Annotated in this window: 11 protein-coding genes; 2 read left to right on the top strand and 9 right to left on the bottom strand. The window is 46.7% G+C overall.

Translation table 11 applies throughout. From position 1 onward, the window contains the following. Window positions 1-36 precede the first annotated feature (36 nt). The 9 genes from V7S65_RS14980 to V7S65_RS14940 all read right to left on the bottom strand — a co-directional run bounded on the left by V7S65_RS14980 (window position 37) and on the right by V7S65_RS14940 (window position 14,212). Window positions 37-1,347 (bottom strand): MutS-related protein, encoded by a 1,311-nt coding sequence (locus tag V7S65_RS14980; RefSeq protein ID WP_336387148.1) that lies wholly within the window; start codon window positions 1,345-1,347, stop codon window positions 37-39. After that, window positions 1,344-2,693, bottom strand: coding sequence for a MutS-related protein (locus tag V7S65_RS14975; protein ID WP_336387147.1), 1,350 nt, complete (start codon window positions 2,691-2,693; stop codon window positions 1,344-1,346). Before V7S65_RS14975 ends, V7S65_RS14980 begins: the two co-directional genes overlap by 4 nt. A 14-nt stretch (window positions 2,694-2,707) precedes the next feature. Continuing rightward, complete coding sequence (locus tag V7S65_RS14970; protein WP_111579527.1) at window positions 2,708-5,008, bottom strand: Gldg family protein; 2,301 nt, start codon at window positions 5,006-5,008, stop codon at window positions 2,708-2,710. Window positions 5,009-5,029: 21 nt separating this feature from the next. Beyond that, complete coding sequence (locus V7S65_RS14965; protein WP_079468867.1) at window positions 5,030-5,959, bottom strand: ABC transporter ATP-binding protein; 930 nt, start codon at window positions 5,957-5,959, stop codon at window positions 5,030-5,032. A 146-nt stretch (window positions 5,960-6,105) separates the two neighbouring features. Then, window positions 6,106-7,032 carry a hypothetical protein gene (locus tag V7S65_RS14960; protein ID WP_336387146.1) on the bottom strand — a complete coding sequence of 309 codons (927 nt, stop codon included), beginning with the start codon at window positions 7,030-7,032 and terminating at the stop codon, window positions 6,106-6,108. 28 nt (window positions 7,033-7,060) lie between these two features. Beyond that, window positions 7,061-8,488 carry a RagB/SusD family nutrient uptake outer membrane protein gene (locus V7S65_RS14955; RefSeq protein WP_336387145.1) on the bottom strand — a complete coding sequence of 476 codons (1,428 nt, stop codon included), beginning with the start codon at window positions 8,486-8,488 and terminating at the stop codon, window positions 7,061-7,063. 11 nt (window positions 8,489-8,499) lie between these two features. After that, window positions 8,500-12,084 carry a SusC/RagA family TonB-linked outer membrane protein gene (locus V7S65_RS14950; protein WP_336387144.1) on the bottom strand — a complete coding sequence of 1,195 codons (3,585 nt, stop codon included), beginning with the start codon at window positions 12,082-12,084 and terminating at the stop codon, window positions 8,500-8,502. A 259-nt stretch (window positions 12,085-12,343) separates the two neighbouring features. Further along, complete coding sequence (locus V7S65_RS14945) at window positions 12,344-13,552, bottom strand: FecR family protein (RefSeq protein ID WP_336387143.1); 1,209 nt, start codon at window positions 13,550-13,552, stop codon at window positions 12,344-12,346. A gap of 57 nt (window positions 13,553-13,609) precedes the next feature. Next, the gene (locus V7S65_RS14940; RefSeq protein WP_079468863.1) at window positions 13,610-14,212 is read right to left on the bottom strand and encodes an RNA polymerase sigma factor; all 603 of its coding nucleotides are present in this window, start codon (window positions 14,210-14,212) and stop codon (window positions 13,610-13,612) included. 270 nt (window positions 14,213-14,482) lie between these two features. Between V7S65_RS14940 and V7S65_RS14935 the strand changes: the two genes are divergently transcribed. Then, window positions 14,483-14,695, top strand: a complete 213-nt coding sequence (locus tag V7S65_RS14935; RefSeq protein WP_079468862.1) for a dodecin family protein — start codon at window positions 14,483-14,485, stop codon at window positions 14,693-14,695. Window positions 14,696-14,812: 117 nt separating this feature from the next. Beyond that, window positions 14,813-15,439, top strand: coding sequence for a DUF4142 domain-containing protein (locus tag V7S65_RS14930; RefSeq protein ID WP_336387142.1), 627 nt, complete (start codon window positions 14,813-14,815; stop codon window positions 15,437-15,439). Window positions 15,440-15,524 lie beyond the last annotated feature (85 nt).

The following is a 15,524-nucleotide window of genomic DNA, read 5'->3' as shown; positions in this document are numbered from 1 at the left end:
GGTTTTTGTGTGTAACATGGTTCCGTTATAAGAACATTACAGCATGTCTAAGATACCTTCATTCTCAATAATAATCATTCCCTGTCTGTCTGTTGTAATACCTTTTTGCAGGGTATAGGTGTATTTCGGTACGGTACCTTCCATGATGGTTGGCAGGAATTCAAACTGTATATGATCGCCTTCGGTTTTTAGTGCGTCTCCCACTTCAAAGATATGAGTGGAAATAATAAAGAAGCAATCCCTGAAAGCGGTGAAAGCTGCTGTTACAGCCAGTGTGGCGTCATAAGCGTCTTTCACGTTGGTGCCTTTAAACAGTTCGTCGAAAATAACGAAGAGATGTTTGTCGGCGTCTACTTCTTCCGCTACCTTTTTTACACGGAGTACTTCTGCATAAAAATGGCTGTATCCGCGGTTCAGGTCATCAGGTACATTTACGGAAGAATAGATGCCATCCAGTACAGAAAACTCCAGCTCCTGTGCAGCCACAGGGAATCCCATATGCGCCAGGTACACCATGATCCCTGTTGCTTTCATGAGGGTAGATTTTCCCGCCATGTTGGCGCCGGTGAGAAACAGTACGTTGCTGTTGCCGTTAAACGAAAGCGTGTTGGGCACTGCTTTATCCAGGCCGGGATGTTTAACTCCTTTGGCTGCCAGCACATTTTTTTCTTTCGGTAACGCCTTTGCGTAGGAAAATCCTTTTGCTTTGGCAATACCGGAAACGGTGATATATACTTCTATTTCGTAGGTGAGCGCCAGCAAGGCTTTTAACTTATCCTGGAATACGTGTGCCAGCAGGTAGTGTAGCCTGGCGGTTTGCAACAGGGACCTTTCGTCGTTTATATTTTGCAGCCGCTTATCCCGGACAATGCTCCGGGCGCCTGCCACCCATTTTTCCCAGGGGGTGTTTTTATCACGGCCTTCTTTTTCCAGCTGACCAAGTAGCGTAGTGAAGCCTTTCAACAGCTGTACGCAGGTAGCTATGCCCTGCAGTTGCAGTTCGTATGCATCATCCTTTACCAACAGGGCGGCTAACTTTTTCCGGCTTATTTGCCAGAGGGCCAGGGGAAAGTTGCTGTTGCATCCTTCATCCAGGAAGGCTTCTGTGCTGCCCAGCAGTTGTTCCTCAAAAGGGAAGGGAATGGGCTGATCGCCGAAGTAGCGGAATGCGGCGCTTCTGGCATTGATCTGGTCTGCATCGGTTAACGGGTGGAGGAACATGGTATCCAGCAGTTTCTCCGCACCCCGGGTTTTTACCTGGTTGAAAAGACTGAAGATGGAATTGGCATTATACTTTCCAAGCAACGACAGATCGTCCAGTGTTTGTTTATCTGCAATAAAGCTCATGTGGTCTTCTTTATTGATTTTTTCCTGGCCAATATGTCCAGGATACCTTCATTTTTTATAATTACCATACCATGCCTGTCGGAAGTAATGCCTGTGGCCAGTTTATGGGTATAAACGGGCTTGCTGCCTTCCATTAACGTTGGCAGATATACGAAATTGATATTGTCACATTTCTCTTTGAGCACGTCGCCGGCTTCAATGATATGTGTAGATACCACGAACATACAGTTCTTCCTCCGTGCAATGGCCGATGTAATGGCGATGGTGGCTTCGTATGCGTCTTTTACATTGGTGCCGCGGAACAGTTCATCAAAGATGACAAACAGGTATTTATCGCGGCTTAGTTCCTGTGCAATGGTTTTAACACGCAACACTTCTGCATAAAAGTGACTGGCGCCCTGGCTCAGGTTATCCGGCAGGTTGATGGTTGTGAAAATGCCATCTCTTACGGAAAATTCCATTTTTGCAGCAGGCACCGGGAACCCCATCTGGCCCAGGAACATGGCAATGCCCAGTGCTTTCATGAAGGTGGATTTCCCGGCCATGTTGGCGCCTGTCAGGAAAATAATATTGCTTGAAGGAGTGATGTTGAGTGTATTGACCACCGGTTTGGTTAAAGACGGATGGTAGAAATCTTCCAGCACTACTGTTTGTTTTTCCGCATCCAGGGCAACGGGGAAACAGAATTTACGCTCCCGGGCGGTGCGGGCAACAGACAGGTATACGTCGGCCAGGTAAATATGTCCCAGCAATTGCAATACGATACTCCGTTGCCGGAAGCGGAGTATTTTATCATACTCCGCTACCGCGGCAAAGGAAAATTTCTGTTTGGTATGTTCCTGCAGCAGGGGCTGTAATTCCGCTGTTTGTAATAACCGGTCGATGGCCGCCAGTTCCTTGTTGTAAGGAAGATCCGCCACCTGTTGCCGGATGTTGTCTGCAAACGTACGGGTTGCCTGTAAAATACCGATCAGGCTCACTACACCTTTTTCAATGGCTTTGTACGCTGTATCGGCGGCAATCAGGTGATTAAACTTCCTGCCCAGTGTATGTTCCTGGTCATTCAGTTTGGTGCGTTCATCGGTATTCTGCAGGTGTTGTTCTGCGGCATCAAACCAATCGCCTTCATACGGGAAGCGGATTTCCTGTTGGGAAAACGCGCGGATGATAGTGCTGCGCGCATTAATGGCAGCTGCGTCTGAGAGCGGGCTGCGGAACATTTCTTCCATCAGTTCCGATCCTCCGCGGGTAAAGGTGCGGTTATATATCGTATACACTGAATCGCCTCCACCTTTCCCGAAAATGTTCAGGTCATTCAGCGTTTGTTTGTCGGTCATTAGGCTCATACCAGCTGTTTGTTTTATTTTCTTCTTCTCCTGATAAGTAAAATGCTGCTGCCTATCAGCAATAATCCGGGGATTACACCCATTAACCCGTATTTCACCACTTTCAAACTTCCTTTGGTGAGGAAGAGGGTGTTGTCTTTTGAATGCGGGCGACTTACATCTACCGGTACGGTGCCGTAAGATAGCCAATGGAACATACCTGGAATCAAAGAAAAGTTGGAAGCGCCGTAATATCTGATAGGCGGTTTCATACCACCGTTACTGATACAGTCGGCATCTCCTATAATCATGATGCGTTGCTCTTTATTACCTACTTTTCTCGATAAGGCCATTGCTGTAACAAAGCTGTCTGCTTTTTCTCCGGCCATAATATCTACGGAAGCAGAATCATTGACAAAATCGATAGTCTGTGTTTCGTTCCATGTTTTCATGGTATCGGTTTGAAGAACAGGAGTAGCTTTAAAACCTTTATCTTCCGCCATCACCAAACCAGCTGCTTTTACCATACCCACATACGCATGTTGTTTGATCATCAGTTCAAACATAGGTGCGATGCTGATAGCTGCATTTGTAGGTCTGCATATCACGGCATTGGCCGCTACATCCGTTTTAGGTTGTACCAGCTGACCAGGTATTGTTTTTACACCAAATTGTGAGATGAAAGATTCCATCACCGCTGATCCGGGTTTGATGGTTACCACCAGGTTTCCGCCATTGGCAATGTAGGCATCCAGTTTACGTTTTGAAACGGAATCCATGTCCTGCAGCATATCGGAAACTACGATAATGTCTACGCCTTTGGGGATCTGGTTATTGCCGGAGAGGTCCAGTGTTTCCACATCGCAGCCCTGGTTGGTGAGGGCATAACGGAATGTTTTAACAGAAGAAAACAGGGTATAGTCCTTTATGCGGTCGCCTTCAATTTTACGTTCTCCCTGGCCTTGCAGGAAGGCGATTTTTGGCAGCTTCATTACCATGCGTTTGAACACAGCAGATATTTCTGCTTCATCGGGGAATTTCATCATATCTTCATAAATCCGCAGAAAAGCCTTTTGTCCGTTTTCTCTTTCTACCAGGCGAACAAAAACATTGCCTTCATCTCTGAGGTTGATTTGCTTTCTTATTTCTTCCGGTTTCAGGAACATATCAATATCCAGGTCTTTGATCTCTGCTTCCTTTTGCGCCATTTCCGCGAGGGATTTGTTTTTATAAACAAAGTTCAGGCGGGGGTTATTACTGGCGGTATCATAATAATAAACGTACTTCAGCTTTGTTTCCGGTTTGAAACGGATATATTGTTTCAGCTGCTGTTTATCTTCATTTACCATTTCGGGCATCCCATTGTAGCCTTCCCGGTCGAGGAGATTTACATAGGTGGTGATGGTGAGGCCGCCATCCAGTTTGGCCATGATGGCCTGGCTGTTGGGCGTGAGGGTATTCCGCTTTGTTTCGGTAGCATCATAATAGGCCATGAATATTGGCCGGGAGGTGGTGTAACCCAGCGCCATAGCGGCTATCACCACCAGTGCATACTTGCTCCATACGGAAGAAAAAGATGCATGCGTGCGGTTAGCCTGTAATTTCAGGATGCTCAGCCCCAGGAACATGGCTACTACAATAATGAAATAAAGTACATCTTCTGTACAGATCAATCCGGCGATCATTTCGTTGCAACGGCCGGAAATCGATAGCCAGTAGGTGATATCACGTACAAAATCAATGCTCTGCCATACTTTGTTCATATAGCTGAGAGTGCCCAGCAGTACCAGCGTTCCGAGGGCGGCCACTACCTGGTAGGAGGTGAGGGACGACATAAACAATCCAATGGCAGCATAGGCGCACATCAGGAGGTAAATGGCAAGAAGTCCCGATAATACCGGCGCCAGTTCAAACTTGTCTACTATAAACATACACACAACCACATACACAAGCAGCACTGCTATCAGCAGGAGGCTATAGGCCATCATCGCCAGGAATTTACCGCGGATGATTTGTGAGGAAGTGATGGGAGATGAATATAATAATTTGATAGAACCGCTGCTCAGCTCCCGGCTCATCAATCCCATTGTGAGCAGGGGCATATAGAGATAGAGATAACTTTGCACCGAGGCAAGCAATCCCCGTTGTCCGGAAAAAATATTGGCGGAGATAAAGGACAAGCCAAGGCCGCTGCTCTGGCCCCGCAGCATCTCCTGCATGGTGTCTGCAAAACCCATCCCTGTCTGAAAAGTAAATACCACGAGGATCATCCAGGCGATCGGTGAATAAAACAAAGTGAATAACTCTGCTTTGGCGATCTTAAAAATTTGTCTCATTGAATATCTTTTATTGATTTTTTATTTGGTATTTTTTTTAGACAACCTGGCAAATACAGCATCCAGTGAACTCTTTTCAATAATCAGTTCCATAAGTCCCCAGCCTCTGCCCACGCTTATTTCCGCGATCCGTTGCGCCGTTTTCTTTTCCCCGTCGTATCCGAGTCTGAAACGGGAGGGCGCCAGTTGTTCAATAGACCTGATACCTTCCAGCTTCAGCAGTTCCTCCTGTGCGGGAGGCGTTTCCAGCATTACTACCAGTGAATTGGGTTCGATGTAGTTGTCGAACATTTCCAGGGTTCCGGAAAACACCATCTGCCCTTCTTCAATCATTTTGATTTCCTTGCAGGTAGCCTGTACTTCTGTGAGGATGTGGGTAGACAATAACACGGAGCGGTCTGTTGCAATTTCCTTGATCAGGTTCCTTACTTCCACGATCTGGTTTGGATCGAGGCCGTTGGTGGGTTCATCGAGTACTACAAACTTAGGGTTGTGCACAATGGCCTGGGCAATGCCCACACGTTGCTGGTATCCGCCGGAGAGGTTGCGGAGCAGGCGTTCCCTGAAATGCGCCACGCCGCATCTTTCCAATGCCTGCTGTACTGCTTTTTTTACCTGGTCTTTTTCCACCATCCGCAAATCGGCGCAATAGGTGAGGTATTCTTCCACGGTGAAATCGAGGTACAGCGGCAGCTTTTGCGGCATAAAACCGATGTTGCGTTTGGCCGTTACCGGGTCTTCTTTCAGGTTGATGCCGTTGATAAATACTTCTCCCTTTGATTGTTTTAACACCCCACAAATGATATTCATGGTAGTGGATTTGCCGGCTCCATTGGAACCCAGCAGGCCCACAACTCCCTGGCTATGGATCTCAAAATTTATGTCTCTTACCGCCCACTGGGAGGCGTAACGGTGAGACAGATTCTCAACTTTTACGATGGCGTTTTCCATTCATTACGGATTGTTTATTGAATAAAATAGCAGGCGTAAGCTTTTGCTTACACGGTTATTGCGTTTGAATATTTTTTTATAAAGATGGGTTACTGAAAAATACCTTTCGCCGGGGACAAGCCCCGGGCGAAAGGAAAGGTCAGGAATCAGTAGGCGGCGTTTGCAATAGCGCGTACATCTATATGATATTTTGTTTTGTAATAATCCACCAGGATATCAAACTTCTGTTTGATGAGCGGATACTGCAGGTACGGTTGCATTTGTGCATCCGTCCGGGTTGTAATATGCATGATAAATGAAGTAATATCATTTGACTTGGCCGTTCCCCAGGAATAGGTGCCATAATACCATTCGCCTATTCTGCCGCTGATGGGATCATAGCTGGTGGGTAAAAAGCCCCTGTTCCGGAAGGCTTCCAGGTTGTCCGGCATCGACAATGGCGAGGTAGGCGCTGCCGCTGTAGCGTAATTGCTGACGGTATAAAATGCTGCGGGAATATCCAGGATATTGTTACTGATGTAATAACTCCAGATAGCGCTTGTGAGAATATTCTTTTTCGCTACTTTCTCTGCCGGGGTCATGGTTCGCAGGGATGCGTTCATGCCCGCGAAAGTGATAGACTTACCTACTACTTTGTAATCGAAGTAGAGATATTCCCTGCCTGGCGGCATGCCTGGCCGGTATTGTTTGATGGTATCGGCCATCAGTACCCGGTAAGGAATCCCCTGGCTTTTCCTGAAATCTTCCGGAAGAAATTTCAACCACACATCATTGAGAAAGTTCAGCATATCCCCGGCATAGGCGGGATTGCCCAATACCGCTGTATCGATCTTTGATGCGCTGGTGCCGGATGCCTGTGTCCACTCAAAATCCTTTTGTGTAAACACATACAGGAAGTAAGATCCGTAGTTGTTGTACAGCTGCTGGATTTTATCATTTGCCTCTTTGGGGGCGTTCCCCTGCGGCAACACATAGTCAGGTCCGATCGGCGCCGGTGCGCCAATTTCATTATCCTTCGAACAGGAGAATAATAATATGCTGGAGATGCAGCCGATGAGAAATATATGTTTCATGTTAAAGATGGTATTGCGTGTTTAATAGTTACTGTCCGATCCTGTCGCTCATGGCGCCGGAAGGATTTTGTTTCAGTGCCGGATTCCTCTGCAGCAAACTGTTAGGAAAAGGCAGCGTGTACATCGGGTCTTTTTCTTTCAGTGTGTAATGCAGAATGGCTTCTCCCAGTTCATGCTGATACCGGTGTGTAATGGCCGGCATGCCGTAACGGCGAAGATCAAACCAGCGGAACCCTTCGAGGAAAAATTCTTTCCGGCGCTCGTCCCGTACCGCCTTTAGCAGCACTGCTTTATCGCCGATGTTTTCATCTGTATAACCGATGATACGTGTACGGCGCAGGTCATTCAGATCTTTCATGGCCGCGCTCAGTTTTCCGAGTTGCACATTTGCCTCTGCCCTGTTTAACACGGCTTCTCCAGTACGAAGACATTGAACAAGTTCCCCGGCTATGTTTGTATACTTCGATATGAGCGGCGCGTCGCCGTTTGAATCAGAGATGCCATATTTGTAGCGTACATCTTTCTCTGCATCATAAATGGACATAAGTTCCGGTGAAAACGTATAGGCGGTTTGGTCGCCCCCCTGTGATTTTCCGCCAAACATCCATTCCACTTCAGGGTTGGTATAGGTGAGGTAGTACCCGGTGGTGATGCCGGTCATATCCATCAGCACACTTCCTTGTTCAAACACTTTATTAGCTTCTGCTACGCAATCTTCCCATTTCTCCATATAGAGATATACCCTTGATAAAAGAATATGAATGGCAGGCTGGTTGATGTGATAGTCCCTGCGCGCAATGGGCAGCGGGTCCATCAGCGTGGCAGCTTCTTTCAGGTCGTTGACGATTTGCTCATATACTTTTGCAACGGTCGCCTGCTCCATGTATTCCGCAGTTACACTGGAGTTCAGCTTTAAGGGTACGGCAAGCGCCTGTGGATTGCTGTTGTAAGGTTCTCCGTAGAGATTTACCAGCCGGAAATAATAGAACGACCGCATAGCCAGGGCTTCACCTTTTACCCTGTCTTTTTCCTGCTGGCTGCCGATGGCGGTGTTGATATTATCCAGCACGGCGTTGCATCCCATGATCCGTTCATAAAAATAGAAGTAGGCGGTAGATGCAGGATCTTCACTGATAAGATCGCCCAAACCATTTCTGTCGGCTAACTGAGGCTGCCACGTATAGTAGAGGTAATCCGTTTTCACAGTAGCCGTTCCTACAATGGAGTAGCCGGTACCGGCGCCCCATTCAATGTTAAGATCCACGTCGTCGTCCATGCGGGAAAGAAAATCAGTTGGCTCGTCATTTCCCATATAACCTGATCCCATCAACAGCTCCCGGAAATCGGTAGCAGTTTTGGGAATGATTTCACTCTGGGATTGTTCTTCCAGGAATTTAGTGCAGCTGGATGCCAGCAGCGTGAAGACAAAGAAAACAGAGAATAACTTATATTTCATGCGCTTCAATATTAGAAAGTCATATTAAAAGATAATGACGTTGTTCTGCGGGCAGGCCATCCGTTTGTTTCGGGGTCATAGCCTCTCCATGCATCGTCAAAAGTTACCAGGAACGGGTTGGTCATGCTGAGGGATGTACTCAGTCGTTTAATGTGTATCTTTTTCAGCAGTTCCTGTGTAAACTCGTAGTTAAACGAAATTTGCCGGCAGCGGACAAAATCAGCATCTGCCACCATGTAATCGGATTGGTTATACAGGTAATATGGCGTTACTGGAAGCGAATTCATCGTTGGCAGGTTAAGCTCTATCCTGCGGGGATTGCCGGGTGGAACAGCAGGAACGTTGGTATATTTCTCATCGCCTGGTTGTTTCCAGCGTTCCTTCAGGATCCTGGGAGCATTCTGTTCGGGAGTGGGCGCACCGGAAGCATTGTAGAACACCGGCAGTCTTTTTTGATTTCCGAATGCCATGGCGAATTGTGCGCTTAAGGAGAGGTTCTTATACCTGACCATTGTATTGAATCCACCGGAAAAGTCGGGATCCAGCTTACCTGATTTTACCAGGTATTCCAGGTCGTTGGCAGTAGGTTTAATATCCATGTTTTTGAAGAGCGGTACTCCATTGGCCGGACTTAAACCTGCATAAGCATAGGAATAAAAAGTGGAGTAGGCTTCTCCGTTCACAATAGCTGTTCCGTTCAGATAATCCTCTCTCGTATTAACCCTTTCGTTTTGTTTCAGCACGTTCCGGGCAAGACCTGTATTCACAGAAAACTGCCACATGAAGTCTTTGGTACGCACCGGCACTACACTAATGATCAGATCATAGCCGGTGTTTTCCATCAGGGAGCCAAATACGGTTGCGGAATTCATCCCGTTTTCAACGGGCACGTCCCGTGAAGCGAGGATGTTACTGCTTTTTTTGTACCAGTTGGCGGTAGCGCTCAGGCGGCCGTTAAACATGGCAACATCCAGTCCGAGGTTCCATGTTTTTGTTTTCTCCCAACCCAGTTCAGGATAAGGCAGCGATTTGATATTGAGGATATACTGTTTGAATACGTTGCTGAGTCCTCCGTCGGTGGCAATCAGGTAAGGAGATACTGCTTCCACTGCATTTCCCTGGTAGCCATAAGTGGCAGATACGTCGAACGCATTCAGCCATTTCACGGAGCTGAGGAATTTTTCATTGGCAACGCGCCATTTTCCACCCACCGACCAGGTTGGCTGGAACCGCTTGTTTTTGTCCTGCCCGAAACGGTTGGAGGCATCCAGTCTTGCGTTGAAGTTGAAGATAAAGCGCTGATCAAAACCATACACCGCAGAAAAATATTCACTCAGGAAATTACTCTTCTGGTTAACGATGCGGGAATTTACGCGCATGAGGTCAAGGAGATTATCGCCGTTGCCGGAGATAGCCGCAGACAGTGCCGGAACAGGCGCATAACTTTCTCCGCGGTAACGGAGATAGCCATAACGGGTATCAGTGTTACCCTGCGTGAGTGCGGATCTTGCCTCCATTCCCCCCTGGAGGGTAACGGCATGTTTAGTACCAAACAGGTGGTTATACACCAGGCTGTTTCTCCAGGTATATCCACTGTTATTGGCATTCTGCATTTGTACGAGTCCTCCGAAAGGCAGGCGGCTGGCCAGTTCCTGCGGGGAGTTGGACAGTACGCTGCCAAACTCATATCCTCTTGTTTGAGTGATATAGTAAGATAATTCCGTAGCGTAAGATTTTACGTTGGAATTGGTAAGGGTGTAAGATAACAGTCCCTGGTATTGCAGGTCCTTTGTTAACTGCAGGTTCACATCTGCAGTAGACGACAGGTTAGTGGTCACATTTTTATTCCCGGTATTATTAATTTCATTCTGAATGTTATACTGGTAGCTGTTGTTGCCGGGGAAAACGGTGCTGGATTCCCCTCTTTTCTCATGATAGAAAAGGGAGCCGTCGTCGTTATACATAGGAATGGTTCTGGCAGTATTGTAAGCATAGGTGAACGGATCTACGCCATATGCAAAACCATTTGTTTCCCGGCGGCTTCCATTCAGCATAAAGTTTACGGTTAGCCGTTTTCCAAACCGGAGCGTGGTGTTGGAAGAGGCGGCGAAAGAAGTAAGGTCATTTCCTTTGGCTTCGCCGTTTTGCTGTTGCAGGCTCAGGGAGGTTCTGTTTGAGATTTTCTCGGTACCACCGGAGATGCTCAGGCTGTGATTCTGACTGAACGGGTTGCGGAACAGGAGAGAGAACCAGTCGGTATTCTGATTTTCCAGCTTCCGGTACCGTTCCACGTAAGTGGCGTAATCAATCTCTTTTCTTTGTAGTTGCTGGATCAGTGCAGCGTAGCCGATAGGCAATACTTCAGCAGTATAGCTGTCGCGCGCTTCGTATACTTCTTTCGAAAACTGCATCAGTTCCTGGGAGTTCATCAGGTCGAAGTCGCCGTAGGTAGGTTTCTGACCAACGGTGAGGTTGGAGTTGTAAGACACCGACAACTGGCCGGGACGGGCTTTTTTTGTGGTGAGTACAATTACGCCGTTGGCTGCCTGTGAACCATAAATAGCGGTGGCCGAAGCATCTTTTAAAACGGTGATGGTTTCAATATCGTTTGGGTTCAGCCAGGAAATTGCGTTGGAGGCAATCAGGCGCAGTTCACTCATGTCTCCTGCCAGTGATCCGCTGCCACTGGGCATTGGTAAGGGATCGCGCTGGATTACGCCATCCACTACCCAAACCGGTTCCTGGTTGCCCAGGATGGTAGAGGTACCGCGGATACGGATCTTTGGGGTGGAACCCACCTGCCCCGATTGCGTCATTACAGACATGCCGGGCACAACGCCCTGCAACATCTGGTCGATGCTGGTTTCGCCGGCTATCTTGATATCATCGGCTTTCACGGAGTAAACGGAACCTACGTAGTTCTTTTTATTCACGTTCATATACCCGGTGATTACTACGTCGTTCATTTCAAAGTCTTTCCTGTTCAGCGTGATGTTCAGTAACAGGTTGGCGCCATCGGTTACCAGCAGCGACTTCGATTGTGCTTTATCAAGCGTGTTGGCAGTGAAACCATTATTCCCTTTCAGGACAGCGATTTCCAGGGTTTCATATCCCAGCATGCTGATCACGAATACCGCATTTTCGGGAGGACGGTTAAAGAAGAAAGAGCCGTCAGACCCGGTGATGGTGCCGCTGACTGTATTTTTTATCCGGACAGAAACGCCCGGCAGTGGTTCACCGGTTGCAGAGCGGATGGTACCGGTGATGGTATTGGGAGGAGCCAGGATATTGCCGGCCGGCGCTGTTTTGCGGGACAATACAATTGTTTTGTCCTTGATCACATAGGTAACCGGAAAATCTTTCAATACTTCATTCAGCAGATCTTTCAACGGCATATCACGTACGGAAAGCGATACGTTCCGTGTATCATTGATCGTGTTATTATTACTGAAAACTACGTACCCTGTTTGTTGTTTGATGGCACTAAATACTTGTTTGATAGGGATGGCTTTACCCGAAAGGGTAACGGTTTGTGCGTGACCCGAGGCATTTGCCTGAAAGATGGCGGCGGCTAATAAAATGACAGTAAGTCTCATTACCAGAAAGATTTTGGTTAGGCCCATGTTTTTTCCCCGGCGATCGGGCGGCCAATAGCATTTTTTTTGCATAAATTGCATGAGATTTGGTTGTTAATAAATGTGAATTGCAATAAACCGTTTAGAAACCAACTAAGTCAAATACACCGTCACGGCCGCAATCCGTGACGGTTTTTTAATGGTTGGTTCGTTTAATAAAATAGTCAGGCCGGGCCATACAGGCCCCTTCTGTGATTCTCCGGTGAAGTGTATCTGATACTTATTTATTCAGCACAATCAATTTGCGTCCTTCTACTCTAAAGTCTACTTCTGTTCTCCTTAATATTTCCAGCAGGTCTGTTAATGATATCTGCCTGCTCATTTCTCCCATGAATTGTATATCCGGTATACCATTTTCATAAACTACATCTATATTGTACCAGCGTTCCAGCTGTCGCATTACTTCTTCGAGATTGGCGCCTTCAAAGTTGAACAGGCCATTTTTCCAGGCCATTATTTTTTCAATGTCCGGATTGCTTACTATAGCTATTTTTGCTCCCGGTTTATTGGTGCCGGAAATATTGTTGATCTGTGCCTGCTGACCAGGTTTGAGGATTATGCTGGCAGGTTCACTGACTACTCTTACGCTTCCATCGAGCAATGTTGTATTGATCGTTTTTTCATTTTCGTAGGCGTTTACGTTGAACAACGTGCCCAGTACTTCTATGGAAGCTTTATTATTTACATTTACCAGGAAAGGTTTATTGACATCTTTTGCTACTTCAAAACAAGCTTCCCCGTATACTTCCACTTTTCGTTCCTTGCCCGCAAACACGGTAGGGTAGCGGATGGAGCTGGCTGCATTTAACCACACTTTGGTGCCGTCAGGTAGGGTCATCTGGAATTGCCGTCCTTTGGGCGTGGTCATTTTGTTATACTGGATATCGGAAACGGTTTCCCCGGAAGGATCATACATCAGTTTTCCGTTAGATAATACTACGGAGGTACCGCTTTGGTGCGCAACAATTCCGCTGGTCATGCTATCCAGTACAACCTGTCGTCCGTCGGCCAGGGTGAGTATAGCGCCCTGACTGCCGGGAGTGATATCCGCTACCTTTGATGCGATGACCGGCGACTGATCTTTTTTATTCATTACCAGCAGGTAGGTGCTTCCTGCAAGCAGCAGTGCTGCAGCAGCTGCCCAGCCCCATCTGCGGATGAAATGAACCCGGTGAACCGGGGTCGCAGCAGGTTGGTCAAATCCAGGGATCTGTTCACTGATCTTCCTGGAAATCCTGCCTGTATCATAGGCATAAAACCGCTGAAGATTCGCCACCAGCTGTTGCTGATCGGTTAGTTCTGCAAAAAGACGGCGGTTATCATCGGAGGTGTTGATCCACTCCGTTAATGCAATTTGCTCGTCAGCATTCAGACTATTGTCCAGGTATTTGCCAATCAGGCCGGCTATGTAATGATTGTTCTCCCTCATGTCGATACTACTAAAACAACTAACTCCTCCTTTTATACCGCCCTTCTCAAAAAAAAATCAGCGTTGCAGCAATAATAGTGCGGAAACAAGGACTGGCAGGGATATCAGCTCATTTTTTAAAAGAGCGGTGCGTAATAATCCTACACCTTTTGCTTTTTGGTTCAGAACGGTCTGGTAGGCCATATTGAGCTCATCGGCTATTTCCTGCGGCCGTTTCCCGTCGATAACGGAGAGGCGCACTACCTGCCGGCATTGTGGTGGCAGCTTTTCAATTTCGAGGAAAATAGCCTGTATTACCTCCGTTTTTATATAGGCTTTTTCAACATCTATGGAAAAGCGGTCGGCTACCCTTTCTATCGACTGGTGAATATCACCATGTCGTTTTTGTGCCTTTAGATAATTAAGGGCGGCGTTTCTTGCGGCAGTGAACAGGAAAGCTTTCAGTTGGCCCAGTGTGGGGAAGTTTTCTTTTTTTTGAAATGCCTGGATGAAGCATTCCGAAACAATATCTTCTGCGGCCATGGTATCGGAAGTCAGCTGTTCCGTAAAAAAACAGAGTGGCCGCTGGTATAGCGCATAAATTTGATGCAGTGCTTTGTGTTCGCCCTGCTGAAAAGAAGATATCAGCTCAATTTCCCCGTATGCTTGCTTACTTGACAATGCTTATTTTATGTTCATGTTTGGAAGCACAAACTAGAGCAAAAATTCTCAATGAAAAAGCGGTGTCTTTAAATAATTGAAAATTAATTGATTATGAATTAGGAATAAGGCCGGAAATTCTTCCTGGTACCGGGAAAATGTTTTGGATGGCCGGTTCCGGAAGGTGCCTGTTTCTTCGGAAGTTACCGGCTGCCGGTGGAACCTTATTGACAATGTTATTGTTATCACCTCTTACAAGGTTCTTTTCTAATCATTTAAAAAGATCATCTTATGTCTATCGTAAAAGTAATTGAAGTCATCTCTTCATCAGAAAAAAGCATTGAAGACGCTATCAATAATGCTGTAAGCGAGGTTTCAAAAACCATACATAACATAGATTCTGTTTATGTAAAAGACATCAAAGCACATGTAAAAGACGGCAAGGTATCTACCTATGGCATCATTTGTAAAGTGTCTTTCCGTATAGATGAAGAACGGAAATAAAAGGGGAAAATAGCCATTAAACCCAGGCTGAGTTTATATCATAAGACCCCCGGATATCTTATGTAAAGGGATACTCATGGCATATGTTTTGGGGCCATTTCCCTAAAAGGAGGGATTATGAAAAACTCACTTTTCTTCTGTTATACGCTGTCGTCATTGTTCCTCTTATGGGGTTGTAACAACAGGTCTTCCGACAGCGAAAAGAAAGCCAAAGAAGCCAACCGCGCAAAAATCGACAGCCAGATGATGGGCAGCCCGTCTGCGGAGTCATTAGCCGTTATTCCTTCCAAAGCAGATGCTGATTTCCTGGTAGAAGCCGCCAGTGGAGGAATGACAGAGGTACAGCTGGGACAGCTGGCCCAAACAAATTCTATGAACAAACAGGTAAAGGCTTTTGGGGCCTTAATGATAAAAGATCACGGAGCAGGTAACGAAAAACTGAAAGCATTGGCTGCATCCAAAAATATAATACTCCCTGATTCGGTGTCCAATCATCAGCAAAAAATGAAGGAAAGACTGGAAAAAAAGAAGGGAGAAGCATTTGACAGGGCCTATATCAGCATGATGATAGATGATCATAAGAGAGATATCCGCGCATTTAAAAGTGCGGCTAAGAATGCGGCAGATGTGGAGATAAAGGCTTTCGCCCTGGACAATCTGCCTATTTTATCAGCGCACCTTGACTCTGCCCTGAACCTGCAAAGAAAGATGGGTATACCGGTTGGGCCATTGCCTTACCAGTAAGCAGGCTCAGGGTCACGTCCTGAAAAAGGTTTACACTTAAAAAAGTGTAAAACATGCAAAAAACAAACATTTCAGGTCGAAAATG

The organism is Chitinophaga sp. CCNWYY40 (assembly GCF_037483205.1).
Classification (GTDB): Bacteria; Bacteroidota; Bacteroidia; order Chitinophagales; family Chitinophagaceae; genus Chitinophaga; species Chitinophaga ginsengisegetis.
Note: the sequence above shows the minus strand (reverse complement) of the source record. Positions and strands in the feature narration are given on the sequence as shown.

Excerpts from the sequence above, each read along its gene's own strand:
- V7S65_RS14935 (WP_079468862.1), top strand. The coding sequence starts at position 14,483 with ATGTCTATCGTAAAAGTAATTGAAGTCATCTCTTCATCAGAAAAAAGC.
- V7S65_RS14950 (WP_336387144.1), bottom strand. The coding sequence starts at position 12,084 with ATGAGACTTACTGTCATTTTATTAGCCGCCGCCATCTTTCAGGCAAAT.
- V7S65_RS14975 (WP_336387147.1), bottom strand. The coding sequence starts at position 2,693 with ATGAGCCTAATGACCGACAAACAAACGCTGAATGACCTGAACATTTTC.
- V7S65_RS14970 (WP_111579527.1), bottom strand. The coding sequence starts at position 5,008 with ATGAGACAAATTTTTAAGATCGCCAAAGCAGAGTTATTCACTTTGTTT.
- V7S65_RS14960 (WP_336387146.1), bottom strand. The coding sequence starts at position 7,032 with ATGAAACATATATTTCTCATCGGCTGCATCTCCAGCATATTATTATTC.
- V7S65_RS14980 (WP_336387148.1), bottom strand. The coding sequence starts at position 1,347 with ATGAGCTTTATTGCAGATAAACAAACACTGGACGATCTGTCGTTGCTT.
- V7S65_RS14930 (WP_336387142.1), top strand. The coding sequence starts at position 14,813 with ATGAAAAACTCACTTTTCTTCTGTTATACGCTGTCGTCATTGTTCCTC.
- V7S65_RS14955 (WP_336387145.1), bottom strand. The coding sequence starts at position 8,488 with ATGAAATATAAGTTATTCTCTGTTTTCTTTGTCTTCACGCTGCTGGCA.
- V7S65_RS14945 (WP_336387143.1), bottom strand. The coding sequence starts at position 13,552 with ATGAGGGAGAACAATCATTACATAGCCGGCCTGATTGGCAAATACCTG.
- V7S65_RS14965 (WP_079468867.1), bottom strand. The coding sequence starts at position 5,959 with ATGGAAAACGCCATCGTAAAAGTTGAGAATCTGTCTCACCGTTACGCC.